The organism is Deinococcus arboris (assembly GCF_009755355.1).
GTDB classification, from domain to species: Bacteria; Deinococcota; Deinococci; order Deinococcales; family Deinococcaceae; genus Deinococcus; species Deinococcus betulae.
The window spans coordinates 201,513-224,264 of record NZ_WQLB01000003.1 but is presented as its reverse complement, the minus strand read 5'-3'; the positions used below and the strand labels follow the sequence as shown (position 1 = coordinate 224,264).

Annotated in this window: 22 protein-coding genes; 4 read left to right on the top strand and 18 right to left on the bottom strand. The window is 66.2% G+C overall.

Annotated elements, in window-relative coordinates; genetic code table 11:
* Positions 1-276: 276 nt before the first annotated feature.
* The 3 genes from GO986_RS03845 to GO986_RS03835 form a co-directional block, all read right to left on the bottom strand.
* Positions 277-978, bottom strand: coding sequence for a creatininase family protein (locus GO986_RS03845; protein WP_157457937.1), 702 nt, complete (start codon positions 976-978; stop codon positions 277-279).
* Positions 979-1,060: 82 nt separating this feature from the next.
* Positions 1,061-2,278 carry a hypothetical protein gene (locus GO986_RS03840; RefSeq protein ID WP_157457936.1) on the bottom strand — a complete coding sequence of 406 codons (1,218 nt, stop codon included), beginning with the start codon at positions 2,276-2,278 and terminating at the stop codon, positions 1,061-1,063.
* A 32-nt stretch (positions 2,279-2,310) separates the two neighbouring features.
* Positions 2,311-2,781: an NUDIX domain-containing protein gene (locus GO986_RS03835; RefSeq protein WP_157457935.1), complete on the bottom strand. Its 471-nt coding sequence runs from the start codon at positions 2,779-2,781 to the stop codon at positions 2,311-2,313.
* A 40-nt stretch (positions 2,782-2,821) separates the two neighbouring features.
* Between GO986_RS03835 and GO986_RS03830 the strand changes: the two genes are divergently transcribed.
* A complete protein-coding gene (locus tag GO986_RS03830) occupies positions 2,822-4,075 on the top strand; it encodes an aminotransferase class V-fold PLP-dependent enzyme (protein WP_157457934.1) in 1,254 nt (417 codons plus the stop codon).
* A 49-nt stretch (positions 4,076-4,124) separates the two neighbouring features.
* Here the strand turns inward: GO986_RS03830 and GO986_RS03825 are convergent, their stop codons facing one another.
* The 9 genes from GO986_RS03825 to GO986_RS03785 form a co-directional block, all read right to left on the bottom strand.
* Positions 4,125-4,889: a TM2 domain-containing protein gene (locus tag GO986_RS03825; protein WP_157457933.1), complete on the bottom strand. Its 765-nt coding sequence runs from the start codon at positions 4,887-4,889 to the stop codon at positions 4,125-4,127.
* 3 nt (positions 4,890-4,892) lie between these two features.
* Positions 4,893-5,717, bottom strand: coding sequence for a class I SAM-dependent methyltransferase (locus GO986_RS03820; protein ID WP_157457932.1), 825 nt, complete (start codon positions 5,715-5,717; stop codon positions 4,893-4,895).
* A complete protein-coding gene (locus GO986_RS03815; RefSeq protein WP_157457931.1) occupies positions 5,714-6,718 on the bottom strand; it encodes an AAA family ATPase in 1,005 nt (334 codons plus the stop codon). Before GO986_RS03815 ends, GO986_RS03820 begins: the two co-directional genes overlap by 4 nt.
* Entirely contained in the window at positions 6,711-7,301 is a 591-nt protein-coding gene (locus GO986_RS03810) for a nicotinamide mononucleotide transporter family protein (RefSeq protein ID WP_198170383.1), read from the bottom strand. Before GO986_RS03810 ends, GO986_RS03815 begins: the two co-directional genes overlap by 8 nt.
* A gap of 94 nt (positions 7,302-7,395) precedes the next feature.
* Positions 7,396-7,989 carry a hypothetical protein gene (locus tag GO986_RS03805; protein ID WP_157457930.1) on the bottom strand — a complete coding sequence of 198 codons (594 nt, stop codon included), beginning with the start codon at positions 7,987-7,989 and terminating at the stop codon, positions 7,396-7,398.
* Positions 7,990-8,019: 30 nt separating this feature from the next.
* Complete coding sequence (locus GO986_RS03800; RefSeq protein ID WP_198170382.1) at positions 8,020-8,493, bottom strand: hypothetical protein; 474 nt, start codon at positions 8,491-8,493, stop codon at positions 8,020-8,022.
* Positions 8,490-9,122 (bottom strand): hypothetical protein, encoded by a 633-nt coding sequence (locus GO986_RS03795; protein WP_157457929.1) that lies wholly within the window; start codon positions 9,120-9,122, stop codon positions 8,490-8,492. Before GO986_RS03795 ends, GO986_RS03800 begins: the two co-directional genes overlap by 4 nt.
* A gap of 1 nt (position 9,123) precedes the next feature.
* Positions 9,124-9,750: a hypothetical protein gene (locus tag GO986_RS03790; protein WP_157457928.1), complete on the bottom strand. Its 627-nt coding sequence runs from the start codon at positions 9,748-9,750 to the stop codon at positions 9,124-9,126.
* Entirely contained in the window at positions 9,747-11,132 is a 1,386-nt protein-coding gene (locus GO986_RS03785) for a nicotinate phosphoribosyltransferase (protein ID WP_157457927.1), read from the bottom strand. The genes GO986_RS03790 and GO986_RS03785 overlap by 4 nt, the downstream gene beginning before the upstream one ends.
* Before the next feature lie 204 nt (positions 11,133-11,336).
* Between GO986_RS03785 and GO986_RS03780 the strand changes: the two genes are divergently transcribed.
* Positions 11,337-13,856 carry a G8 domain-containing protein gene (locus GO986_RS03780; RefSeq protein ID WP_157457926.1) on the top strand — a complete coding sequence of 840 codons (2,520 nt, stop codon included), beginning with the start codon at positions 11,337-11,339 and terminating at the stop codon, positions 13,854-13,856.
* Here the strand turns inward: GO986_RS03780 and GO986_RS03775 are convergent.
* From GO986_RS03775 to GO986_RS03765, 3 genes are read right to left on the bottom strand one after another with little or no spacing between them, the layout of a single operon-like run.
* Positions 13,814-14,641: a metallophosphoesterase family protein gene (locus GO986_RS03775; protein WP_157457925.1), complete on the bottom strand. Its 828-nt coding sequence runs from the start codon at positions 14,639-14,641 to the stop codon at positions 13,814-13,816. The genes GO986_RS03780 and GO986_RS03775 overlap by 43 nt on opposite strands.
* 55 nt (positions 14,642-14,696) lie before the next feature.
* A complete protein-coding gene (locus GO986_RS03770; protein ID WP_157457924.1) occupies positions 14,697-15,542 on the bottom strand; it encodes an SDR family oxidoreductase in 846 nt (281 codons plus the stop codon).
* 38 nt (positions 15,543-15,580) lie between these two features.
* Positions 15,581-16,351: an enoyl-CoA hydratase-related protein gene (locus GO986_RS03765; protein ID WP_157457923.1), complete on the bottom strand. Its 771-nt coding sequence runs from the start codon at positions 16,349-16,351 to the stop codon at positions 15,581-15,583.
* 171 nt (positions 16,352-16,522) lie between these two features.
* Between GO986_RS03765 and GO986_RS03760 the strand changes: the two genes are divergently transcribed.
* Both GO986_RS03760 and GO986_RS03755 read left to right on the top strand, forming a co-directional pair.
* Positions 16,523-18,130: a sensor histidine kinase gene (locus tag GO986_RS03760; protein ID WP_157457922.1), complete on the top strand. Its 1,608-nt coding sequence runs from the start codon at positions 16,523-16,525 to the stop codon at positions 18,128-18,130.
* Positions 18,127-18,561, top strand: a complete 435-nt coding sequence (locus tag GO986_RS03755) for a response regulator (protein ID WP_157457921.1) — start codon at positions 18,127-18,129, stop codon at positions 18,559-18,561. Before GO986_RS03760 ends, GO986_RS03755 begins: the two co-directional genes overlap by 4 nt.
* Positions 18,562-19,038: 477 nt before the next feature.
* Here the strand turns inward: GO986_RS03755 and GO986_RS03750 are convergent, their stop codons facing one another.
* From GO986_RS03750 to GO986_RS03740, 3 genes are all read right to left on the bottom strand, one after another.
* Positions 19,039-19,632 (bottom strand): hypothetical protein, encoded by a 594-nt coding sequence (locus tag GO986_RS03750; protein ID WP_157457920.1) that lies wholly within the window; start codon positions 19,630-19,632, stop codon positions 19,039-19,041.
* A gap of 183 nt (positions 19,633-19,815) precedes the next feature.
* Positions 19,816-20,712, bottom strand: a complete 897-nt coding sequence (gene pdxY, locus GO986_RS03745; RefSeq protein WP_369409122.1) for a pyridoxal kinase PdxY — start codon at positions 20,710-20,712, stop codon at positions 19,816-19,818.
* Between the two features lie 162 nt (positions 20,713-20,874).
* Positions 20,875-22,398: a Ppx/GppA phosphatase family protein gene (locus GO986_RS03740; RefSeq protein ID WP_157457918.1), complete on the bottom strand. Its 1,524-nt coding sequence runs from the start codon at positions 22,396-22,398 to the stop codon at positions 20,875-20,877.
* Positions 22,399-22,752 lie beyond the last annotated feature (354 nt).

Sequence of the window (22,752 nt, the reverse complement as noted above, 5' to 3'; positions counted from 1 at the left end):
CCACGTTCCAGAGGAAGCTGCCTGGAGTCGCCGGGCCTCTCCCATTGAGAGGGCTTGCTGGCTTCCGAATCGACCCATACGGACGCCGCTTGAAGCGTTGACCAAAACGATTCAAGACCCGTTGCGCAGCGGAGCGAGAAGAAAAGCGGGTTCCAGGCGTGGAGCTTGCGAACTGGTGTCCCCCGATTTGTCAACGAAACAGAGAGAAGGCATATGGGCTGCGTTCTTGCCGGAATTCAGAGGTTGCGCTGGCCCTAGATCAGCCTCACATGGTCTTTAAGCCCAGCCGGTCTCCAGCAGCGCCCGCGTTTCGGCCACCGCCTCTTGCCAGATCCGGAGCATCTCGCGGTCGGGGCGGCGGTGCAGGCCGCCGAAATTGCCGTCGCCCAGCAGGGCCCGGACCCCAGCGGGAGGCAGCTGCCGCAGCGCATTCAGGTCCACCATCGGCTTGCGTTCTTCGGGGGCGCTGACGCCTTCCAGCCGAGTCCAGGGAAAACTTTCCATCCAGCTCGCATGGCTGGCCAGTTCGTCGGTGGCCTGCACCGCTGCCCAGGTGCGCGGCGCGTTCCACCAGTTGTGCCACTGCACCCGCGCGTCCGGGTGCCGGGCCAGCCACTCGCCCATCCAACCCTGGCCCGGCGCGTTGCCCCCGTGGCCGTTCACCACCAGAATGCGCCGGAAGCCCTGGGCTTGCAGCCCGCTGAGCAGGTCGTCCAGCAGGGCCAGGTAGGTGCTGACGCTCACGCTCAGGGTGCCGGGGTAAGCCGTAAAAGTCGGTGTAATGCCGTAGGGCAGCGCCGGAAAGACAGGAATGCCCAGGCCCTCGGCGGCCTCGCGGGCCACCCGCCCAGCCAGCAGGGTGTCGGTGGCCAGGCTCAGAGTGGCGTGCTGCTCGGTGCAGCCCAGCGGCAGCACGCAGCGGTCATCGCGCCTCAGTGCCGCCTCAACCATCTGCCAGTTCATGTCCTGAATGCGCATGGGTCACGTTACCGCAGCCTTCAGGCCGCTATGAAGACGGCCCCACCAGCTAAGCGCGGGTGGGGCCAGAGTCGGGTGAGAATCAGTACGGCAGGAACAGCGCGCCCAGACCGTCCAGTGCGCCGGGCAGATCAGTTTCGACCAACTTGCCGCTTTGGACGTACTTCACCTTCACCTGATCGCCGGGCTGGAGGTTGGTGTCGGCGCCGTCGGCCAGCGGCCCGAAAGCGGTCAGCAGGCTGCGGCCGTTAAAGCTCAGGCGACCATTGACCGTGCCGCCCACCTTGGCCAGGGGGTTCTGGGCGTTCAGTGCGTCGGCGCTGAATTCCAGGTTGCTCAGGTCGCGCAGGTACAGGGCCAGGTCCAGCTTGTGACTGGGGACTTCGGCGCTAGCGGTCAGGTCGGCGCGGGTGGGGCGGAAGGCGAAGGTGGCGGGCGTGCAGCGGTTGACGGTCGTGCCGCGCACGTCCAGCTTTGTGCTCAGGCTGGCCTTCTGCTTGGTGGTGGCGTACAGGGCGTCGCCGCTGAGATTGATGTTGGCGTCGGTCCAGGCGTAGTTCAGCTTCAGGGCAGCGGGACTGTTCACGGCGCGGCCGGCCCAGGCGTTAAAGCTCAGAGCGGTGGGCCCCAGGGCCGACAGGCACTCGCCCGGCGTCATGGTGAAGGTGGCGCCAGCGGCGGCCTGCGTGCCACGAGTCAGCGTGGCGCTGGCGTTGGTGGGCAGTTCCTGCTCGGCGGGGCTCCACTGGCCGGTGCTGGGGTTATAGGCCATGCCAGCTGGAACAAACACGGTGGCGGCGTCGCCCACTTTCCACTTCACGTCTACGCGCAGGTTCTGTGCTTCAAAGATGATGACGTAGCCGTCCGTGGGGGCGCTCTGGTAGGTCGAGCGGCCCGTCCGGTCCACGGTCGTCGTGCCAGTGGGCAGCGTCTGCTTTAGTGTCGTCACGCCCTGCACCTGCAGTTGACCACGGGCGTGGGCGGCAAAGTTCTGAACCAAGCTGCGGCCCAGTTGGGTGGGCTGCTTCAAGTCCAGGGGCATGGCGCTGCCAGGACCAAAGACGGCCAGCAGGGCTTTCAGGTCAGGATCTATGTCGGGGTTGTTGGGGTCCAGCAGGGCGGTCAGTTGCTTGGCAGCGCTCTCGACGGTGCCGGGAATCTGCTGCACCTCCAGTGCCTGCCCCACCACGGGGGCGGCAGGTTCAACAGTGGCTGGGTCAATGGGCGCCGGCACAGGCTGAGGGCGGCAGGCGGCCAGCAGCAAGCTAGAGACGGTCAGGACAGCGAGGGTGCGTTTCATCAGCAGCAGCTTAAGGAATCTTCATCTCTCTGTCATGCGGAATTGACCAGCGGCCCTAGGCCAGCCCTGGCACGCAGCAGATTCATGCTCGCCACGTTCACCGCGCCGCTTAACGCGGGTAGGTTGTCCAGGGCAAACCAACCCAGTTCGAGGGTTTCACCGCTGTCGTCAGGCGCAGCGTCCTCCACTGCGGCCGCCGAAATGGTCCCCCAGGCGCGCAGGCCTACCATGAACACGGCCTGCCCACTGGGGTAGTCGTGCCGGAAGTCGGGGCCGTCCACCAGCCCGTCTGGCAACGGCAGGAGGGTCAGGCCAGGACAGCTCAGGCCGGTTTCCTCGTGCAGTTCCCGGTGGGCCGCTGCCAGAAAGGTCTCGCCGGGGTTCAGGCGCCCGCCCGGTGTGCCCCAGCGGCCGTCGTCGCCCCGGCGCTGAAGCAGCACCCGGCCTGCCTCGTCTTGCAGCAGCACACTCACGCCAACCGACAATCCAGGTGGGTCGGACATGGGGCGTACCTTATCCCGCCGCGCGGCGTAGCGTGGGCGAATGACCGACGCCCGCGCCCCCGAACCAGCCGACTGGAGCTATGAAACCGCCGCCGTGCAAAGCGCCATTCCGCGCGGCCTGGGGCAAACCATCGGCTTTCCCATTCACGCGGCGGCGGCCTTTCAGTTCGACACGCTGGAGCAGGCCCAGGCCGAATTTGGGCAGAACACGGGTCTCAGTTACGCGCGGCTGCAAAACCCCACGGTGCGCGCCCTCGAAGAGCGCCTGACCACCCTGGAAGGCGGGGCCGCCACCGTCACGGTTGCCAGTGGGCAGGGGGCCACCCTCACCGCCATTCTCAGCGTGTGCCGCGCAGGGGACCATGTGGTGTCAGCGTCCAGTCTGTTTGGCGGTAGCACGGGCCTCCTGAGCAACATCCTGCCCCTGATGGGCATCTCAGCCACGCTGACCGAGAACACCCCGGCGGCCATCCGCGCGGCCCTGCGGCCAGAGACCCGCCTGGTCTGGGCCGAGATGATCAGCAACCCGGCAGGCGACATTGCCGATATCCGCGCGTTTGCCGACATCGCCCACGAGCACGGGGCCCTGCTGGCGATTGACAACACCTGCGGAGGCGTGGGCTTTCTGTGCCGGCCGCTGGCCCACGGCGCAGACATCGTGGCGCAGTCGCTGACCAAGTGGGCCGGCGGGCACGGCAGCGTCCTGGGCGGCGCCGTGACGGTGGGGACCAGGCACGACCTGACCCGCAACCCCATCTTCACCGAGGGCGGCGAGGCCAGCATCCTGAACATGCGCGGCGACGCGGCCCTGGCCTGGCGGCAGCGCTGGCTGGGCGCGCACCAGTTGGGCATGACCCTGGCGCCGCACTCGGCCTTTCTGATTGCTCAGGGCATAGAAACCCTGCCACTGCGCCTCACCCGCGAGAGCGAGACGGCGCTGGCCCTGGCCCGCTGGCTGTCGGAGCATCCGAAGGTGGGCACAGTGAGTTATCCGGGGCTGTCGGGGCACCCGCACCACACCCTGGCCCAGACCTATCTGCGGGGCGGCCAGGGCGCGGTGCTGACCTTCGAGGTGCCCGACCCCTCGGCGTTCCTGTCGCGCGTGCGGGTGCTCAGAATGGCCCCCAACCTGGGCGACGTGCGGACCCTGGTGGTGCATCCCTGGACGACCACGCACGGACGCGTTCCCGAAGCGGCCCGGTACGCGGCAGGCGTCACGCCCCTCACCATCCGCATGAGCGTGGGCGTGGAGGCGCTGGCCGATTTACAGGCGGACATCGAGCAGGCGCTGTAAACGGTTGACGGTCGCTGGCCAATAGCTGCTGTCCATCAACCGTGAGGTCTTACAGCCAGGCTTTGCCGCCCAGCAGGTAGTCGCGCTGGAACTCACTGTCACTCTTGGTCAGGTAGATGATGCCCTCCACCAGGCCCAGCAGGCCCAGGGCGCTGCTGACCAGTGCGGCCAGGGGAATGGTGAGCAGCAGGCCGGCCCCCAGCGTCAGCACGCCCAGCAGCAGGGCCACAATCCACACGCCCACATTGACGCCCAGCGTCAGCAGGCCCGGCGTGGTCTGCCCCAGAAAGAACTTGTGCACGCCCAGGCTGCCCAGAAAGATGGCCAGCAAGCCCGCAATCATCTTCTTCTGAGACACGTCGCTGGACAGCGGCCCCGCGCCGAAGGAGGGGGCCATCTGGCGCGAGGGGTCGCCAAAGGCGTCAAAGGGGCGGGGGCTGATCGCCGGCGCCGTCGGCGGTCCCTGCGGAACGGTCGGATTGCGCGCGCCGCCGGTGGCGCGGGTCACCCAGTCGTCGTTGGCGGGCGCGCCACTGGCCAGGTCATACGGCGCGGCAGGTGGCTGGGACGACGGCGGCAGCGGCGCCGTGGGCGAGGCCGCCAATTCATCCACCCAGGATGGTGCCGGGGCGGCGGGCTGAGGGGCCGCCGGCTTCTCTAACCAGGAGGGTGCCGGTGCGCTCTGGCGAGGCTCATCAGAAATCCGCAGATCGGTGGGGGCACCGGCCTGGCTGGAGGAGTTCAGCACGTCATCCACCCAGGACGGCGCCGTATCGGGGGCCGGGGCAGGCGTCTTGTCGTCAGGGTTGGTCATGCTTCACAGTACGCGACACTTTGCCCCTGCGTTGCGTCCCCCGGAAGATGCATGTCCCGTGCCGACGATGAGGGGCAGCGGGACTGTCAGCGGCCCGGCGGCAAACAGCGGCGTGAGCGTGGCACGGTGCTGAGAGTCCAGTGCCAGGCGTGCTTCTGGCGGCAGGTCGCGCAGGGGTAGCCCTTCCAGCCCCGCGCGAATGTCGGCCAGACGGGCGCTGGGGTCCGGCAGAGTGTAGGGATGTGGGGTCAGGTCGGCCCGAATGTCGGTTAGCTCAGCTTCTCGCAGCACGCCGGTCAAAGCCTCGGGCGTGGGCAGGCGGCCCAGCGGCGGCGCTCCCGGCTTGAGGCCCACAGCGGCCAGTTCAGTGCGCCACAGGCCCGGCAACTCGCCCAGCAGGCCCCGCCCGAATGCCGAGATCACCAGTCGTCCGCCAGGCCGCAGCACCCGTGCCCACTCCCGTACGGCCCCGGCCATGTCGGGCATGAAAAACAGGCCAGCGGCGCAGATCACGGTGTCGAAGGTTGCAGCTGGAAAGGGCAGGGCTGCGGCGTCGGCTTGCACGAACGTGGCCCCTGGAACCCGCCTCCGCGCGACCTCCAGCATCCCCGCCGAGAGGTCGGTGCCCACCAGCGGCCCGTCATGCTGGCCCAGTGCGGCCAAAACCGTGCCCGTGCCGGTCATCACGTCCAGCACGGCCTCGCCAGGACGGACCTGCGCTGCTGTGGCCGTCAACCGCGCGGCCAGCGCCAGAAACCCCACCTCGTCGTAGGTGGCGGCCAGGGCATCAAACTGCTGGGCGTTGACGGCCTCGCGCTCGCCGCTCATGCGTCCAGCACCGCGCGCACCCCGGCCACCCGTTCGGCCACAGTGCCGCGCAGCAGGGTATACGGCACCCCGCGCGTGCCCAGGTCCTGCCGGATAAAGGCCTGCTGAACCGCCCGCACTTCGGTATTGGCCCGCCAGCCGTCCTGCTCGTGTGGCAGGTCGGTGTCGCAGAGGAACGTGTGGGTGTACCGCGCGGCGCAGTCGGCGGCCAGGGCGTGCAGTTCGGGGCGCGCGGTGCCGGTCAGCAGATACGACCACATCAGGGTGGTGGCGGCGTCCGTGTCGCAAAAGACCCAGCGGTGGACGCCTGGCGTGCGGGCTGCCTCGTCCTCTAGTGCCCGGTGGCCCCGCGCAATCTCCAGAAAATGCTCGGGGGAGAGGGCGCCCTGCTCGCGTTCGTACACGTCGCGGCCGTACTCGCGCACCCACGCCGTGCCGTAGGCTTCGCCCAGCGCGCGCGTCAGGGTGCTTTTGCCGGTGCTTTCAGCGCCCAGGATGACCACCCGCCGCACAAAGTGGGCGTAGACGCTGGGGTCCAGCATCACTCGGCCCGCGTGAACATCGGCCCGCAGCGCCGTGCCACTGACCGCAAAGGCCGCGCGCGGCAAGTCCACACAGACGTGCTCAGCCCCCAACCTGGCCGCCAGCGCGTCGCCGTAGTGTTCGGAGGTGAAGACGGCGTCTGGCTGAGCCCCCCAGCTCTCCAACACGCCGCGCACGTAGGCCTGATGCACCGCGTCGGGTTCGGTGTTCAGGGGCGGGTTGGGGGCGTCCGGCAGCAAGGTGAGGTGCGGAAACAGCCGCGCCGGGTACAGCTCGCGCAGCCAGTTCCGGCGCAGCGGCGTGGGCATGCCGGGAAAGTCCGGGCGGGAGTAGACCCATATACTGACGTGGTCGCACTGCGCCAGGGCCGCGTCCAGCAGCCACAGGTGGCCTCGGTGCAGGGGGGCAAACTTCCCAATGACCAGTCCATGCTGAAAGCGGTGTGGCGCGTCAGGCAAAGGCCACCTCCCGCGCGTCGTCGCGCCGCCACTGCCGCCAGCCGTAAATGCTCATGGCGGCCAGCACGAACTGCAGCCCGAACAGCACCCAGTAGTCCAGATGCCAGAAGTACACCGCCTGCACGGCGTTAACGGCCACCCAGACCGGCCACGACCACGACCAGCGGCGCGTGGTGCCAAAGTTGGCGACCAGGGCCAATGTGACGGCCGCAAACTGCACCCAGTTCCAGGCTGCGCTGAAATCGGTTGCGGCGACGGTGTAGGCAAAAATCAGCAGGCTGGCGGCCCAGGTCACGCCGTACCAGCCGCGCTCGTTGAACTGAATCTCGCCGCGTGCCCGGCGCGTTTCCAGGTGCCACAGGTACAGCCCGTGCAGGCCAAACAGCAGGTATGTCACCTGCAAGCCCGCGAACATCCACTGTTTGCCGGACAGAAACAGCAGGAAGTAAGGCAGCAGGGACGCATTGCTCCAGTGCCAGTAGGTGCTGCTCTTGGCCCACAGGTAGTACAGGCTGACCAGCACGCACAGGCCGCCAGCGAGGTCGAGGGCGAGAGCCGGGATGGTCAGGCCGAACAGGGTCATGGGGTCTCCTTTTAAGAATTCTGTCTGTCATGCCGGCCACTCGGCATAGCGCTGAGCTCCACACTCCACGCCTGGAACTCGATACACGCCTTGGTCAGGTGTCGATGCGTAGGGTGGCGACCCCCGCCCAGAACCCGCCAGGCAGTTGCGCCAGATCCAGCAGCAGGATGGCCACGTAGCCGGCGGTCAGCTGCACCAAACGGCGGTCTGGAAAGGCATTGAAGAATTCAGCCGCCGCGTGAATGGCCTCTACCTCCTCGGGTTCGTAGTAGTCGTCCACATCCTCGTCCTGTTCGTGGACCGCCAACTTCTCAGCCGCGCGGAAAGACGACTCGTCAATGTCCACGACCGCCTGGCCTTCGGGCAGAGCAAGGAGCCCCAGCCAACTGGGGACCTGCTCGGCGAGCGCCGCTGGTGAAAAGGCGTGGGGCAGCACAAACGGTACATATGGCGTGTCTGTGTCGCTGGATTCGTAGACCTGCGCGCTGCTGAGGATGTCCGCGAGGTGGTGGGCGAAAGCCAGCGCCTCTGTCAGGGCGGCTGAATCCGGCGGGGTTTCCCCCGGCAGCAGGTAGACCCCGTCGGCGGTGAGCTGGCCGGCGATGGCGACAGGCGCCTCGGCCTGGCCTTCGATGAACGCCGTCAGGCGGTTGAGTTGCAGGGCTTTGTTGAGGTCGGCTGCAGTCATAGGAGACTCCATGGGGTATCTGTACAGGGGCTAAAAGTCAGCAGGCAGATGCGTATCTGGATTAATTGGTTCCGTGTACCCTGCGCCGGCGTAATGGGCCAGTACGCGAATGGGCCCTGCGATGGCGGCATTGAAGTGGTCCAATTCCTCGGCAGGCACCCAGAGTTCCTGATGTTGCGCCTGCGCGCCTACCACCTGAATCTCGTACCGGGTCGCCTCTTCGGCGCGCACGTCAAAGGCCGTTACGAAGCCGACGGGCGGGTCATTGCGTTTGGCATTCCAATCGCGGGCGATCTCCTCGGCGTAGTCAAAATTCAGCACTGGATAGAAGATCGGTTGGTCCGGCAGGCGCGGCGGCCAGATCCGCCAGCCGCTCTGCGCCACCAAGCGCAGCTCTTGCAGGCCCGTGGGGCGGTAGAGCGTGACGAGTTCGCCGACCGCCGGCCAGGGCACGGTGCGCTCGGCGTTGCTGGGGAAGAGGGTATCCAGCCAGTCTTGGGTCATGGCTCTGCTCCTTGCAGTCGGATGAGTAAGGCGACCTGGCGCGCCAACGCGGTCAGCCGCCAGACAGCTACATTCGCCGCTGATTCGTTTGCCCAGGCGTCGGGCTCTCGCCGCTGCTCTGTTCGCATCAGTAGGCCCAGTTGCCCCAGCCCTATCAGAGCGGCCTCGAACTCCTGCCGCGAAAATCCGGGGGCAGAGGCGCCCTCCACGGGGAGGGCATCGGCGTAAGGATCAATCGGGTCAAGCCGGTCAAAGACAGCCGCCAGGGCGTGAAATTCCCGCATAGACAGCGCCTCAACGATGCGCAGGGTCTGGACTTTATCTGGTGTGGGCGGCGGAAAGGCCAGCGCGCACCCGGCCAGCGCCCGTGCAATCAGCGCCAGCTTGTCGTCGGATTCAGCGATTTCGGCCGCGCGGAGAGCCTGGTTGAGGTTGGCTTGAAAGGCGGGGGAGGCGAGGTAAGCGTGGTCGAGGAGGGCGGAGGTGTCCTCAAGACTACCTAGCTGGGCAGTTACATACTCTATAAGTCGCTCTGTTTGAACTTGAGCGAAAGAAAGGGAGTGATGTGCGAGCAGTTGCGATTGGATAATAGAAAGAGAGTTGAGCACTCGACGTGTGGCGTGCTGCACGTTAGTTCACCCTTGATTTGGGCTGAAATCCGCTACGTGTGACGGTCCCGAGTGTTTCTATCTCGCCGCCGTCAAAGCCTATAGTGATGTCACACTGTGATGTTGAAGTTGCAAGTAATTGCAAGCCGAAGGACTGTGCTGCGTACAGAACGAGAGAGGAAGCGTACCCTAGACCGAGGAGAAACTCTGCGGAGTTCCCGAGTGATTGTGGTCTTCCATAAGCGTATGAATAAATATTGTCTAAAACTTCTGAATCGTAATAGTGGAACTGAGACGAATCAGATTCAGTTCCCCATTGATCAAACGACTGGTTTTTCTTAGGAGTGAGATAAATTGACAGGGTGACGTACTGCCCCTCCTTATCTTTGTAAATAGGATTAAAAAGACCGAAATGTAAAATATCTCTGGGTTGATTTGATGTAAAAGTTTCGATTGCTTTGATAAGCCAGCCGTTAAATGATGTTGCGTCTCTGCAAACGTTTATCGCGGCGAACTTTTGCCAGTCATCATGTGGGCATAGATTGCTAGCAAGTTCGGTCAAGTATGGCAAAGCCTGCGCTGGCTCAACTTCAGCTCTTATCAGAGAATTAATCCAGATGGAGGAGGTGGTTATACAGATCTGTTTCATCCTCGCCCCCGCACATCCTCCAGCGTATCCCTTACCAACAGTTCTCCATCGCGGTATACCGTCCGCATCAGGCTGCCCGGAAAGTCGGTGTCAAAGGTTTTATAGGCCTTCGTCACCATGCGCTCGCCCTCCAGCACCAGGTCCAGCACGCCGTCCTTGCTGCGCTTGCCGGGGTCGGTCACCGGGTCTTTGTAGATGCCCCGGTACGCTCCGTCAATCAGGCCGGCGCTGGCTTTGTACGCGAATTTCTGCGTGTCGCGGTCCACCTTTTGCAGCAGCGCGCCACCCATGCCAAAAGCCACGTTTTCGGCGCTGTACCCGTCAATTTCCAGGTTGCCCAGAATCTGCCGGATGGTGCCTTCGTCTATGCCGTCGCCCTGAATGACGCGTACGTGGTTCAGGACCTTATAGCCCTTGCTGTTGGTGGTGGTGCCGTACTTGGCGGCCAGGGCATTCACGGCCAGGCGAACCATCGCGGCCGGCTCGCCGCTGTCGGGGCGCACGACCAGGGTGCCGCCCGACTGGATGACCTGCTCTTTCAGGGTTTCGCCCCAGTGGACGTTAATGGCGTGTTTCAGGTCATAGCTGTCGCTGACCACAGCGTAGACGCCGCCGGGCTTGCCAAAGCGCGTCACCATGTTGCGGTAGGCGTCCACCTCGTGGTCCTTGCCCCAGCTGGTAATGGTGCTGTGCTCGGCCGCAGGAATGGAGTACCCGGCAATGTCGGCGCCGTAGTGGTTGCGGGCCACGCGCAGGGCTTCCAGAGTATCGCTGCCCAGGAAGTTAATCAGGTGGGCCAGACCGCCCAGGCCGGCGCTCTCGCGGCTGGACACGCCCCGGCTGCCGAAGTCGTGCAGTTTAAAGGGCAGCTCCTCGGCGGCGCGGTCACTGGTGTTCTCCAGCGCCACCCGAATAATTTCGCGGATGTGGTAGCTCTGGGTCGCCACAGTGGTCGGATACCAGACCCGCATCAGCATGGTCTCGAACCAGCCGACCAGCCAGGGCAATTCGGGGTCGGTGTTAGTGACGCTCATCAGGACGTTGTGAATGGGGACTAGCGTGCCTTCTGGGACAGCGCGCACTTCCAGCGGCAGCCGTCCGCCGTGCACGTTGACCACACGCATCCAGCCCTCGTAGGGAAAGGGTTCGCCGTGCGCTTCAATAAGGGCGTGGGCTTCTTCAACCATCTCGGCGGTGACGCGGCGCGTCAGGTAGCGGTCGAGAATGTACTGCAGCCCAAAAAAGCGCGTTACGGGGTAGCGGCCGCCCCGCGATTCCAGGTAGGAGAACAGCCGGGTAGTGCCCTGCGGGTACTGCAGGAAGTGGCTGCTCTTGTAGCTGTCGGTGTCGAGGATCAGGTTGTCGTCGCTGAGTGGAATCATGGGGGTGCCTCCTCGGGCGAAACTTCTTATGACTCATAATTAAAAAAGTAACTATGAAAACTATGAGATATAGAAAACCTGCCCTGCTGAGTTTGGGAGGTTTCGGCTCTGAAGCTAAACCGTGTGCTGCACGGTGCCAAAGGTTACACTTGCCCTGCGAAGTCCTTCACGGCGGCTGACTGACCGCTCATTTACACTCTCTTTATGCTCAAGCACCGCTGGCCTCTGGCCCTCACGTTGTCTGCGTTGCTCATTGGCTGTGGACAGTCGGCTGGCGGAGAGCCGGCGCCGACCAGCCCGGCGGCCCCTGCCACGCCCACCTCTCCGGCTGTTCCGAGTCCTTCGCCTGCGCCGGCTCCCACTCAGTCAGGCAGCACCTGGAGCGACCCGGCGACCTGGGGCGGAGCGGTACCAGCAGCCGGCGCCACTGTGACCCTGCCGGCAGGCAAGCGCGTGATTCTGGACGTGTCACCCCCAGCATTGGCTGGCCTGACTATCCCTACAGGCAGCACCTTAGACTTCGCCGAGAAAGACCTGACCCTGCAAAGCGAATGGATCATGGTGCACGGCGAACTGCGGGTGGGCCGCGAAGACCAGCCGTTTGCGCACCACGCCGAGATTCTGCTGACCAACACGGTGCCCGGCGAGGACATCATGGGGATGGGCGACCGCGCGCTGGGCGTGATGGACGGCACGCTGGAACTGCACGGCCAGCCGCGCCTGCCCTGGACTCGCCTGGCCGCGACAGCCAAGGCGGGCAGCAGCACCCTGACCCTGGACCGCGCCCCGGATTGGAAGGGCGGCGACAGCCTGACCCTGGCCAGCACTGACTTCAATCCCGGTCAGACCGAACAGGTGACGGTGCAGCGCGTCTCAGGGACGACCGTGACGCTGGGCGCGCCGCTGAAGTACACCCACTGGGGCGAGGCCATCACGGTGGCCGGCCGCGCCGTCAATGAGCGGGCTGAGGTGGGCCTCTTGAGCCGCAACATCGTCGTGGGGGCCACCGAGGACGCCGTGCAAAGCCGCGTGGGCGCCCACGTTATGGTCATGGGAAAAAGCACCGCGCGCTTGGAGGGCACCGAGTTCGTGCGGGTGGGGCAGCTGAACACCCTGCGGCGTTACCCCGTGCATTTTCACCAGCTGGGCAGCGCGCCGGCCTCTTACCTGCGCGGCAACAGCCTGCACACCAGCTTCAACCGTTGTGTGGTGGTGCATGGCACCAGCGACCTGCGCGTGCAAGACAACGTGACCTACGACACGCTGGGCCACTGCATCTTCTTGGAAGACGGCGACGAAACCGGCACCCTGATTCAGGGCAATCTGGTCACGCGTGTCAAGGCGCCCGACAGCAAGCAGGGCCAGAACCCGCTGCTGGAGAGCGACAAGCGCCCGTCCGGCTTCTGGATTGCCAACCCGGCCAATACGGTCAAGAACAACGTGGCGGCGGGCGTGGACGGCACAGGCTTCTGGTACGGTCTGGCCGAGCATCCCACCGGCCTGGCGGCGAGCAAGACCAACCTCTGGCCCCGGCGCACGCCGCTGGGCGAATTCAGTGGCAACGTGGCCCACAGCGGCGACCGTGGCCTGAATGTGGACAACGGCCCGGCGGCCGACGGCAGCGCCACCGAGACCGCGTATTACGACCCCGTAACGACCCCTGCCGACCCCAAAAGCGCCGCTGTGCCCGCCACCTTCAGCGACTTTACAGCCTACAAGCAGCGCGACCACGGCGTCTGGCTGCGCGGGGAAAACCACACGCTGCTAAACGCTGTGCTGGCCGATAACGCTGTAGGCGCGACCTTCGCCTCGAATCTCTCGGTGTTTAAAGGAGGCCTGCTGGTGGGCGAGACCCCCAACGTGGGCCAGCCTGAAAGCTGGGAAGCCAAGGGCGAAGGGGGCCGCAGCTTGCCCCGGCCCTGGGACGCTGCGTTTCCGGTGCGCGGGTTTCAGTTCTACGACGGTCAGGTCAGCATTCAGGACGCGGCCATTGCGGCGTTTGCGCCCAGCAGCGTGCGTCAGGCCAGCGGCGTGGGCTACCAGACGAAAAATGCCTTTCCCCTCAACCCAGCCAACCAGGCACGCGGGCTGACCTGGCTGGACGGCAGCCAGCGCGTGTACCTGCCCGCCGCGCAGGCCGATAAGGACGGCGACAAGTCGGCCACCTTTCTGGACAGCGACGGCAGCGTGACGGGCACAGCGGGCCTGAGCGTCACGGGCAGCGCCCTGCTGGCCGGCGCCCCGGACTGTCAGGTGCGCGCCGCCTGGAACGCCAGCGTCTGCGCCGGCACCTACGCCCGCCTGTGGCTGCAGGACGTCAAGGGCGGCAAGCCTGGCCCCGTGACGGTGGCTGGACCCCACGGGCAGGTCAGTCTGACAGGCACGCCGGGCAGCTTCACCACCGTCAGCACGACCGCGCGCCTGGGGCAGACATACACCGTGACCCCAACAAACACCAGCGCCCAGTGGCGACTGGGCTTCAGTGGGCGTCAGCCGGGCGACACCCTGCGCCTGTCGCTGCCCACCGCCGCCGAGCCGGTGCTGTACCGCGACTGGTGGGTGGACAACCGCAACCGGCTGAAAAAGGTGGCCCTGGCCAACCTGGCGGCGACCACGGGTGACAGCTACGCCTACGAGGGCGGCACCCTGTACCTGAAGCTGGTCGTGCAGAAGGACAAGGATTACGCCGTGCTGGACGTGTGCGCAGCAGACTTGTGTAAGTGAGGTGAGGCCGTCAGCACGATGACCCGCTTATCCACATTTAGCACCGTCTGATCAGGGCTTAGGCGAAAGAGCGGCTGTTCCCAATGAACATGGCCGCAGACGGTCAGAGGCACGGGGCATTCTCGAAGAGCGGCGGTTAGCGCCGCCCAGCCTCGTTGTCCGGCTCCCCCCTGCGGCGCTTGATGCAGGATAAGGAGGTCGGGTGAGTGAGCCAGCACCAGTTCGGCGGCAGCCAGATAGTCCTCCTCGGAACGCCGCGCGGTCTTGGTTGGGTCGCCTACCACACCGCCGATCCCCGCGATCCGTAGGCCGCCCAGAGCGATTTCTTCTACGTCCAGCAGCCAGGCGTTGGGCAGGTCATCAATGTCCCGACTGTACTGGTCATGATTGCCCTGAACGCCGGCCACCCAGGCGCAGGCCGACGCAAACGCAGACCAGACTGGCCAGACATCGCCAGAGGCGCCGCGCTGGTCAGCGCCAGGGCCCGAGTAAAAGTCACCAGCCAGAACAGCTCCGGTGCGGGCCAGTGGTGAGAGGAGGCCATGAGCCGTCAGCGTTTGAAGTTCGTTTAGCAGGGCTATGCCAAGCAGCTGGGAAGTGCCGGCCCAGTCCCGCACCACGCCTTGAAGGTCGCTGGTCAGGACGAGAGCGTCCACCCCATCAGGCAAGGTGTCTACAACCCCGCGCAGAAACGGCAGCTGCTGCGTCTCGGTTGCGCCTCTTTTCCCCGCATTGAGGAATCGCAGGCGGTGAAACGGACGTTTTTCAAGGTGCAGCAGCCTCATATGGCCATGCTGCTCTGAGTGGCCAGGCCGGGCATCGGCGCTCTGGCGTAAGTCTTTACGCTTCTTGCTTCGGCATGGCCAGACCCATCGCCTGATACATCTGGTATTGCGGAGCGCCGCCCAGCATGTTCTGGCCGCCGTCCACCGGCAGAATCACGCCGGTGACGTAGCTGGCGGCGTCGGACACCAGAAACAGGGCAGCATTGGCGATGTCCTGCGGCACCCCAAAGCGGCCCAGCGGGACAGTGCCCATAAACTGCCGGCGCGTCTTCTCGTCGGGGGCCAGGCGGGACATGCCCTCGGTGCCGTCAATAGGGCCAGGGATAATCGCGTTCACGCGAATGCCGCGCAGGCCCCACTCCACGGCCAGCGTGCGCGTCAGGGCGTCCACGCCGGCTTTGGCCGCCACCACATGCGCCTGCATAGGGATGGGCACGCCGTAAGCACTGATGCTCAGGACGTTGCCGCCGGGCGTTTTGAGGTGGGGCGCGGCTGCCTTAATCGTGTTATAAGTGCCCAGCAGGTCAATATCCACCACTGTTTTGAAGCCGTTGGGGCTGATGCCGTCCACAGGGGCAGGAAAGTTGCCGGCGGCTCCGGCCAGTACGATGTCAAGCTCACCAAACTCGGCCACGGCCTGCACGGCCGCTGCCTGAAGCGCCGCAAAGTCGCGCACGTCGGCGCTGACCCCCAGCGCGCGCCCACCAGCGGCCACGATGCCCTGGGCCGCCGTTTGGGCTTTGTCGAGGTTACGCCCCAGCAGCGTTACGGCGCAGCCATGCGCGGCGAAGGTCTGGGCGATGCCGAGGTTGATGCCGCTGCCGCCGCCCGTAATCAGTGCGTGTTTGCCGGCCAGCAGGTCAAGGCGAAAGGTAGGGGAGAGGGGAGAGGTCTGGGTCATGGAAGGCTCCTGAATGCGGTCGAATGGTGGAGGCGAATTTAGGGTGTCGGGCGGGGCTCGCTGCTGCCATCTCGCTTCAGCGCGCTCAGCAGTCCTTCAGCGGTCATGTGCTGGGCGTTCCAAGCCACGGCCGCGTGCAGGCTCTCCGTATGGGATAAACCATCTTGGAGCGTCCGCTTAGTCCCTTCCAGAGCCTTGGAGGGGAGGGTCGCTAGGTACGCCGCCAGTTCTTCGGCGCGGGCAAACAGGGCGTCGAGGGTCGGCATCACCTCTGTTACCAGGCCCCAGCGCTCGGCGGTCGCAGCGTCGATGGGCAGCCCAGTCAGCGCCAGGTGAGCGGCGCGGCCCCGCCCGACCAGGTGCGGCAGGCGCTGCAACCCGCCCAGGTCGGCAGTAATGCCCAGGCGCACTTCCGGCAATGAAAAGCGGGCGTCGGCGCTGCACAGGCGCAGGTCGCAGGCGGCGATCAGTTCCAGCCCCGCCCCAATGCACCAGCCGTGGACGGCCGCCACCACTGGGATGGGCAGCGCGGCGAAGGCTTCTATGGCCGCGTGCATCTCGGCCACGACGAGGTGAAAGGCCGCCGGGTTGCCCAGGGCTGGGCCAATTACCGGCGCCGTGGCCTTCACATCTAGCCCTACGCTAAACAGGTCCTGGCCGCGCACGACCAGCGCGCGGGCGCCGTTCAGGTCGGCCAGTACCCCCGGCACGGCGCGCCAGAAGGCTGGCCCCAGGCTGCCCTTTTTACTGGTTATGGTCAGGGTGGCCACCTCGCCCCTGCGGGTGAGCTGCACGCTCTCGTCGGTCATGGGCCTCACTGTACCCTGCTTTCCTGAACCCGGTTCAAAAAAGGTGGAGGGTTCTGGGCCGGTTTAGTGCAGAGGAACCCGGCCGGGCCAGCGGCCTGTCGGTGGGCGGCCTTCAAGGCGAGACAGCGGCAGGGCCCCGCGTTTCAGAACCGCTGCACTACAATGCACGCGATGTCGGCCCTTCCCCCTGGTTCTGCGGAGTTGCTGCCTGGCGCGGCGGCGCGGCCCCAGGCGCCGGCTGTTCCGCTGGGCCCTGGGCCAGCCGAGCCGCTGTGGTCATTTCTGCTGCGCCCGCTGGTGCTGCCGTTTGCGCTGCTGCTGGGGGTGGGCGGCGCTGTCGTGTATGGCGTGGAGCGCAACGATCAGGCGCTCAGAAGTGTGCTGGACGCCCAGGCCCGTACCCAGCTCATCAGCGACCTGACCCAGCAGGTGGCCGTGATGGAAAACGGGCAGCGCGGCTTTGTCATCACGGGTCAGGACGAGTTTCTGGCGCCCTACCAGGAAGGGCAGGCGACATTTCAGGCGGCGGCGTATGCCCTGCAGGACCTGGCGGTGACCGAGATGCAGCGCACCAATCTGGCCAAGGTGCAGGCGCTGGTCGGCCGCTGGCAGCAGGAAGCGGCCCTGCCCGAGATGGACGCCCGGCGCGAGTCGCTGGACCGGGCGGCGGCGCGCGTCAGCAACGGAGTCGGCCGGGACATTCTCAACGAGGCGCGTGAGGTGCTGGCCGTCATGCAGCGCAACGAGACCGTTCGCCAGGCCGAGGCCACCCGCCAGAGTCAGGCCACCCTCAGCGCGGTGCGCTGGATCAGCGTGGCGGGGCTGGCGCTGGGGCTGACCCTGCTGACGGTCACGGCCCTGCGTGTGGCCCGCACCGTCACCCGCACGCTGCGCGAGCTGAATGACGGCGCCCAGTCCATCGCTCGCGGCGAGTATGACCGCCGCCTGCCGCCTGCCCCGGTGCAGGAACTGTCGCTGCTGGGCTCGCAGTTCAACGCGATGGCCGGGGCCGTGCAGGACCGCGAGGATCAGTTGCGCCGCGCCGCCCACGCCCTGGAGCAGACCAACACCCAGCTGGAGCGCAGCAACCGCGAGCTGGAACAGTTTGCGTACGTGGCTTCTCACGACCTGCAAGAGCCGCTGCGCACTATCGGCAGCTACACCGAACTGCTCGCCCGGCGCTACAGCGGCCAGCTGGACGAGCGCGCCGACCGCTACATTGCCTTTACCACGGCGGCCACCCAGCGCCTGAAGACCCTGATTCAGGACCTCCTGGCCTACTCGCGGGTGCGCCGCGCCGAGCGCACCTTTGCCCCGGTGGACACCGCGCGCCTGGCCGCGCAACTGGTGGAAGACATGCAGACCCAGATCGAGACGACAGGCGCCCGCGTGACCGTCGGGCCGCTGCCCACCCTAGAGACCAACCCCGAGCTGCTGCGCCACGCCCTGCAAAATCTGCTGGGCAATGCTCTGAAGTTCAGTGCTCCGGACCGGGCGCCCCAGGTCGGCCTCACGGCCACAGCGGAGCCCGAGCGCTGGGTCTTTCATGTGCAGGACAACGGCATCGGCATTGCGCCCGAATACCACGAACGGATTTTCGGCGTGTTTCAGCGCCTGCACGGCATGGACGAGTACGCGGGCAGCGGCATTGGCCTGGCCGTCACGCGCAGCGCCGCCGAGCAGCTGGGCGGCGAGCTGTGGGTGGACAGCACGCCCGGTCAGGGCAGCACCTTCCACCTGGCCCTGCCCCTGACCCCACCCACCGGAGTTGTTCCATGACCCAGACTGCTGTTCACGTCCTGCTCGTCGAGGACAATCCTGCCGATGTGCTCCTGACCCAGGAAGCCTTTGAAGAGGCGCACTTTCCCCACCTGCTAAGTCACGCCCGCGACGGTGTGGCCGCCCTGGACTTGCTGCGCGGTCCTCAGGCCATTCGGCCCGACGTGATTTTGCTGGACCTGAACATGCCACGCATGAACGGCCTGGAACTGCTCGATATTCTGAAAGAGGACGAGGGGCTGCGGGCCATTCCCGTGATTGTGCTGACCACCAGCCGCGCTGAGAGTGACATCTGGCGCAGCTACAACCTGCACGCCAATGCCTATATTCCCAAACCCGTCAGCATCGCTGAGTTCGTGGACGTGATTAAAACCCTGGGGAACTTCTGGTTTCAAAAGGTATTGCTGCCCCATACGCCCAGCGAATCCTGAGCGGCTTAGAAGGGCAAACCAGAGGCCAGGTGGCAACCCCACCAGAACAAGCAGAGTTGCCCTGACTTGTCGGAGAAGGGCGCGCTAGCTCGATGAAGGGTGCGGTGGCTCTTGGCCACCAGTCGGCGGTCCTGCGGAGAACGTGATACGGATTCCGCTGAATTGCGACACAGCCGGACAGGCACCGTCTGCGCTTCCATATCGCGCAATCCGTCGTTTTTCCCTCTCGCGCTGCTGCGCAGCTTTCCAAGTCCGTTCGGCTTTCATCGAGCAGAATGCTCGATTCAATCGGAGTCGATATGAGCCTTTGCACTCTGTCCGCGCTGGCGTTCTGCTAGCTGGTGACGTTCAAGAAGAGATAAGTGGGGAGCGCCGTCATCTCTCGTCTGTTGTCGTCCGCTGCCGAAACAACGACCAGCCCCCAGCGGGCTGCAACCGCTGGGGACCTTAGGGAGGTTCTGCTGAACCTACCGGGGTTTACATGTTGGCCGTGGTGTCCATGCGGCGAGCGTTGCTGGTGCTGTCGTCCATGATTTGGCCCCCATGACGGCCAGCGGCGGCCACCACGGCGTCGTAAGGCACGCTGTCTTCCACGCCGACCACACGGCCGCCACCAGTCACGGTGGTGTTCATGTTGTCGTAGTAGGTGTCGTCCACTTCGTAACGGTCACCGTAGTCGTTGTCAGCGGTGCGGCCGTCGTGGTTCTCGTCCACGCCCATTGCGCCGCCCGTGGCGCCCACAGCGGCGCCCACGCCAGAGCCCAGTGCGGCCATACCCAGAATCACGGGGAGGGCCAGACCACCGGTGGCCACCACAGCGCCCGAGGCCAGAATGCCGGCGGCGGCGCCCACAGCCACGCCCACGCCCGTGCCCTTCACGGCGCCGGCGCCAGCGTCTTCAGCGCCCGCGCTGGCGTCACCAACGTAGGTGTCGCTGGTGGTCGCGGTGGTGCCCGCCGTTCGGCGGTTGTAGGTCGAGCGGCCCAGGGTCTGGGCCACGACGCCCTGGTTCTGCAGGTCGGCAATGAAAGCGTCGGCGGCGGCAACGGTCGGGAAGCTTACATGTTTCATGCCTTCAGTGTTCCTGGCCTGCCGCCCTTCTCTATGAGAACCCCCGCAATAGGCATTGGGGTGACCCTGAGGCCACCCTGAGACGCGCCTCACAATTGCAGGGTGTGGGACCACTTAGAGGCTGAGTTCAAGAGGCGGTTGAGAAGGCGCAGGAGGCACCTGCTTCTAGCCTGCTCACGGCCTTTATCCCACCTGTTGCGTCTCGAACACTCGCGCAGGCCGCACAAAATCGTCCTGTGACGCCACCAGCTGAATCTCGCGGGTCCCGGCCAGGTGGGTGCGCTGCAACAGGGCGTACAGGGCGCTCATGGCGAGGCTCAGGGCCTGGGCTGGCTGGCCTGTCTTCAGGTAATGCCCAAAAAACAGGGCGGCAATCGCGTCGCCGGTGCCGTTGCGCGGCGGGTCCAGGGGCAGCAGCGGTGTGCGGCACAGCCAGGCCCCCTCATCGGCCACGACCAGGGTTTCAATGCTGGCCTCGGGGGCGCCGCTGCGTACCAGGCTGGTGACCAGCACCAGACGCGGGCCGCCGGGGCGCATGCGTTCCCGTAGGCTTCGCGCGGCGCCCAGCGCCTGCTCCAGCGTTTCTACGCTCTGTCCGGTCAGCAGTTCCAGCTCGAACTGATTGGGGGTTAGCAGGTCTGCCTCGGGCACGGCCTGGGCGGCAATCAGGTCCGGCAGTTCGGGGCGCACAAATACGCCGCGGCCCACATCGCCCATCACGGGGTCGCAGGCGTACAGCGCCACCGGGTTAGCTGCCCGCACCCGGCGCACGGCGTCCACCACCGCCGCCACCGTGCCTTCACTGCCCATGTAGCCGCTCAGGACCGCGTGGCAGGTGTCCAGGGCGCCGCGCGCCTCCATGCCGTCAATCAGTTCGGCCACCTGTTCGGGGGGAAAGACGCTGCCGGTCCAGGCGCCGTAGCCGGTGTGGTTGGAAAACTGCACCGTATGAATGGCCCAGACCTCAAAGCCCAGGCGCTGCAGGGGAAACACGGCCGCCGCGTTGCCCACATGGCCGTAACTGACCCACGACTGAATAGAGAGGATGTTCTGGGGAAGGTTCTGCGGCCCTGGCGTCATGCTGCCCAGCATAATCAGGATTGCGGCCCTGGCCTCCCAACGGTTTGGCCGGTCGCTCGGTCCTCTTCAGTTCTGCCGACTGCACGCCCATTTTTTGCCTTGCAGCTGTTCTGTTCGGCCTGAACCGTACTCATCATCGGTTCAGGCCGAGGCTCCGGCTCTTCAAGCCAGGGCGTGCAGCGTCAGGGGCCCGAAAGCCCGCGCCCATACATCGGCCTTGTCGCGGGCGCCCTCCAGGTCCAGCGGCGTGGCGCCGCGCAGCGTCAGGTGCCAGCCGCCGCCCCGGCGCTCTAACCTTTCAATCTGGACGCCACCGGCGTGGGCGCGGTCCAGGCCGTCGGCCACGCGCAGGACGGCCACCAGCTGCGTCAGGCGGGTCTGCTCGGCCGCGCTCAGGGCCGCAAATTCGGGGTGTGAGGCCTTGGGGGCACTTTTGCGGTGGTAGCGCGCCAGCAGGGCAATCCACTCGATTTCACGCGGGGTGAAACCGCGCAGTTCAGCATGGCGAATCAGGTAGGCGCTGTGTTTGTGGTGGGCACTCTGGGCCACAATCTGCCCTACTTCATGCAGGGCCCCGGCGGCGGTCAGGAGGCTGCGGGCCTCGGCCGCCGGTCCAATGTCCACGCCCGCAGCCCCCAGCTGCCCCAGCAGTTCACGCGCCAGGGCCGCCACCTGCCGCGCGTGCGACAGGTTGGCGCCAAAGCGTTCGGCGGCGCCCAGCACGCTGCGCTGCCGGGCGCTGATCGAGGATTGGTAGGCGCGCAGCCGGGTCAGTTCCTCGGTCAGCATGCCTTCGCGCAGGGCGCCCTCGCTGACGGTAAAGTCGGTGGCCCCCAGCAGGGTCAGGGCCGCGTGCAGGGTGGCCAGGCCCGCCACTGCTGTATCAGCGCGCCGCTCAAAGCCGGGCACGCGCGCCCGCGCCGCCGCGCGCAGCCCACGCAGGTCGCCCAGCAGCCCTTCCAGTTCGGTGACCGTGCAGTGGGCGCCGTTGACGCTGGCCGCCTCCTCGCCCCGGCGGGCCAGAAGGGCCAGGGCCGCCGCTTCGGCCGTGCCACTGGACAGCACAAAGCGGGTACCGGGCCGCGCGGCAAAGCGCGCCGCGTGGGGCCGCAGGGCGGCGCGCACCGCCTCTTGCAGCGCCGTGACCTCCTTGCGCCCTGGCGACTCGGCGGGCACGAAGGCCCGCGTCATGCGGATGGCGCCCAGCGGCAGGCTCAGCACGTCGCGCGCCCTGGCCTGGTCGCCGCGCACAAATTCCAGGCTGCCGCCCCCCAGGTCCAGCAGGACGTTGTCGTCGGCCAGCTCGACCGCGTGGGCCGCACCCAGATAGGTCAGTTCGCCTTCCCGCTCGCCGCTGATGATGGCCGGGTAGACCCCGGTGCGCGCCAGCATGCGCGAAGCGACCGCCGCGCCGTTGGGTGCCTCGCGCAGCGCACTGGTGGCCGACACATGCACCTCGGGAACACCCGCCGCCGCTGCCAGCGCCCGGAAGCGGGTCAGCGCCGAGGACAGGCGGTCCTCGCCCTCGGGGGTGAGCCAGCCCTGGGCGTCCAGGCACTCACCCAGCCGCGTGCGGTCTTTCAGGGCGTCCAGCACCCGGTAGCCGCCCACGTCGCCGGCGGTGACCGCCTCGGCAATCAGCAGGTGGCTGGAATTGGTCCCCACATCGGCCACCGCGACCCTCATGGCCTGTTCCTGTACGCCGTCATGCGGTGCAGGGTAGCGCGGCCGGGGCGCTGTGATTGACCAGGCGAGGTTCGGCGCAGTGGCAAGTGGTCCTCAGTGTGCAGGCACGGAGAAGTGGCGCATCCCCTCTCTGACACGGCTAAACACACCACCGCTCTAGAGGGTTGTTTCGGAAGAAGGCGTCCGCCTGAACGGCACACGCTGCGGAACAGCCCGTTTGGCCAACATGACGCCGTTGTGCGCCCTCATAAGGCGGCGGCCCCAGAGTCACTGGAGTCTGCGCCGACGGCGCTTGACTGCGGGGCTCTGACCACCCCGCGACCCCACGTTAATTCCCTGTTTGGGACAGGGACT

Bases quoted from the DNA above. Each gene is read 5' to 3' on its own strand.
- GO986_RS03775 (WP_157457925.1), bottom strand. From the start codon at position 14,641: ATGAGGCTGCTGCACCTTGAAAAACGTCCGTTTCACCGCCTGCGATTC.
- GO986_RS03825 (WP_157457933.1), bottom strand. From the start codon at position 4,889: ATGACCAACCCTGACGACAAGACGCCTGCCCCGGCCCCCGATACGGCG.
- GO986_RS03840 (WP_157457936.1), bottom strand. From the start codon at position 2,278: ATGAAACGCACCCTCGCTGTCCTGACCGTCTCTAGCTTGCTGCTGGCC.
- GO986_RS03740 (WP_157457918.1), bottom strand. From the start codon at position 22,398: ATGAGGGTCGCGGTGGCCGATGTGGGGACCAATTCCAGCCACCTGCTG.
- GO986_RS03765 (WP_157457923.1), bottom strand. From the start codon at position 16,351: ATGACCGACGAGAGCGTGCAGCTCACCCGCAGGGGCGAGGTGGCCACC.
- GO986_RS03785 (WP_157457927.1), bottom strand. From the start codon at position 11,132: ATGATTCCACTCAGCGACGACAACCTGATCCTCGACACCGACAGCTAC.
- GO986_RS03760 (WP_157457922.1), top strand. From the start codon at position 16,523: ATGTCGGCCCTTCCCCCTGGTTCTGCGGAGTTGCTGCCTGGCGCGGCG.
- GO986_RS03810 (WP_198170383.1), bottom strand. From the start codon at position 7,301: ATGACCCTGTTCGGCCTGACCATCCCGGCTCTCGCCCTCGACCTCGCT.
- GO986_RS03750 (WP_157457920.1), bottom strand. From the start codon at position 19,632: ATGAAACATGTAAGCTTCCCGACCGTTGCCGCCGCCGACGCTTTCATT.
- GO986_RS03800 (WP_198170382.1), bottom strand. From the start codon at position 8,493: ATGACCCAAGACTGGCTGGATACCCTCTTCCCCAGCAACGCCGAGCGC.
- GO986_RS03835 (WP_157457935.1), bottom strand. From the start codon at position 2,781: ATGTCCGACCCACCTGGATTGTCGGTTGGCGTGAGTGTGCTGCTGCAA.
- GO986_RS03755 (WP_157457921.1), top strand. From the start codon at position 18,127: ATGACCCAGACTGCTGTTCACGTCCTGCTCGTCGAGGACAATCCTGCC.
- pdxY (WP_369409122.1), bottom strand. From the start codon at position 20,712: ATGACGCCAGGGCCGCAGAACCTTCCCCAGAACATCCTCTCTATTCAG.
- GO986_RS03790 (WP_157457928.1), bottom strand. From the start codon at position 9,750: ATGAAACAGATCTGTATAACCACCTCCTCCATCTGGATTAATTCTCTG.
- GO986_RS03830 (WP_157457934.1), top strand. From the start codon at position 2,822: ATGACCGACGCCCGCGCCCCCGAACCAGCCGACTGGAGCTATGAAACC.
- GO986_RS03820 (WP_157457932.1), bottom strand. From the start codon at position 5,717: ATGAGCGGCGAGCGCGAGGCCGTCAACGCCCAGCAGTTTGATGCCCTG.
- GO986_RS03770 (WP_157457924.1), bottom strand. From the start codon at position 15,542: ATGACCCAGACCTCTCCCCTCTCCCCTACCTTTCGCCTTGACCTGCTG.
- GO986_RS03805 (WP_157457930.1), bottom strand. From the start codon at position 7,989: ATGACTGCAGCCGACCTCAACAAAGCCCTGCAACTCAACCGCCTGACG.
- GO986_RS03780 (WP_157457926.1), top strand. From the start codon at position 11,337: ATGCTCAAGCACCGCTGGCCTCTGGCCCTCACGTTGTCTGCGTTGCTC.
- GO986_RS03845 (WP_157457937.1), bottom strand. From the start codon at position 978: ATGCGCATTCAGGACATGAACTGGCAGATGGTTGAGGCGGCACTGAGG.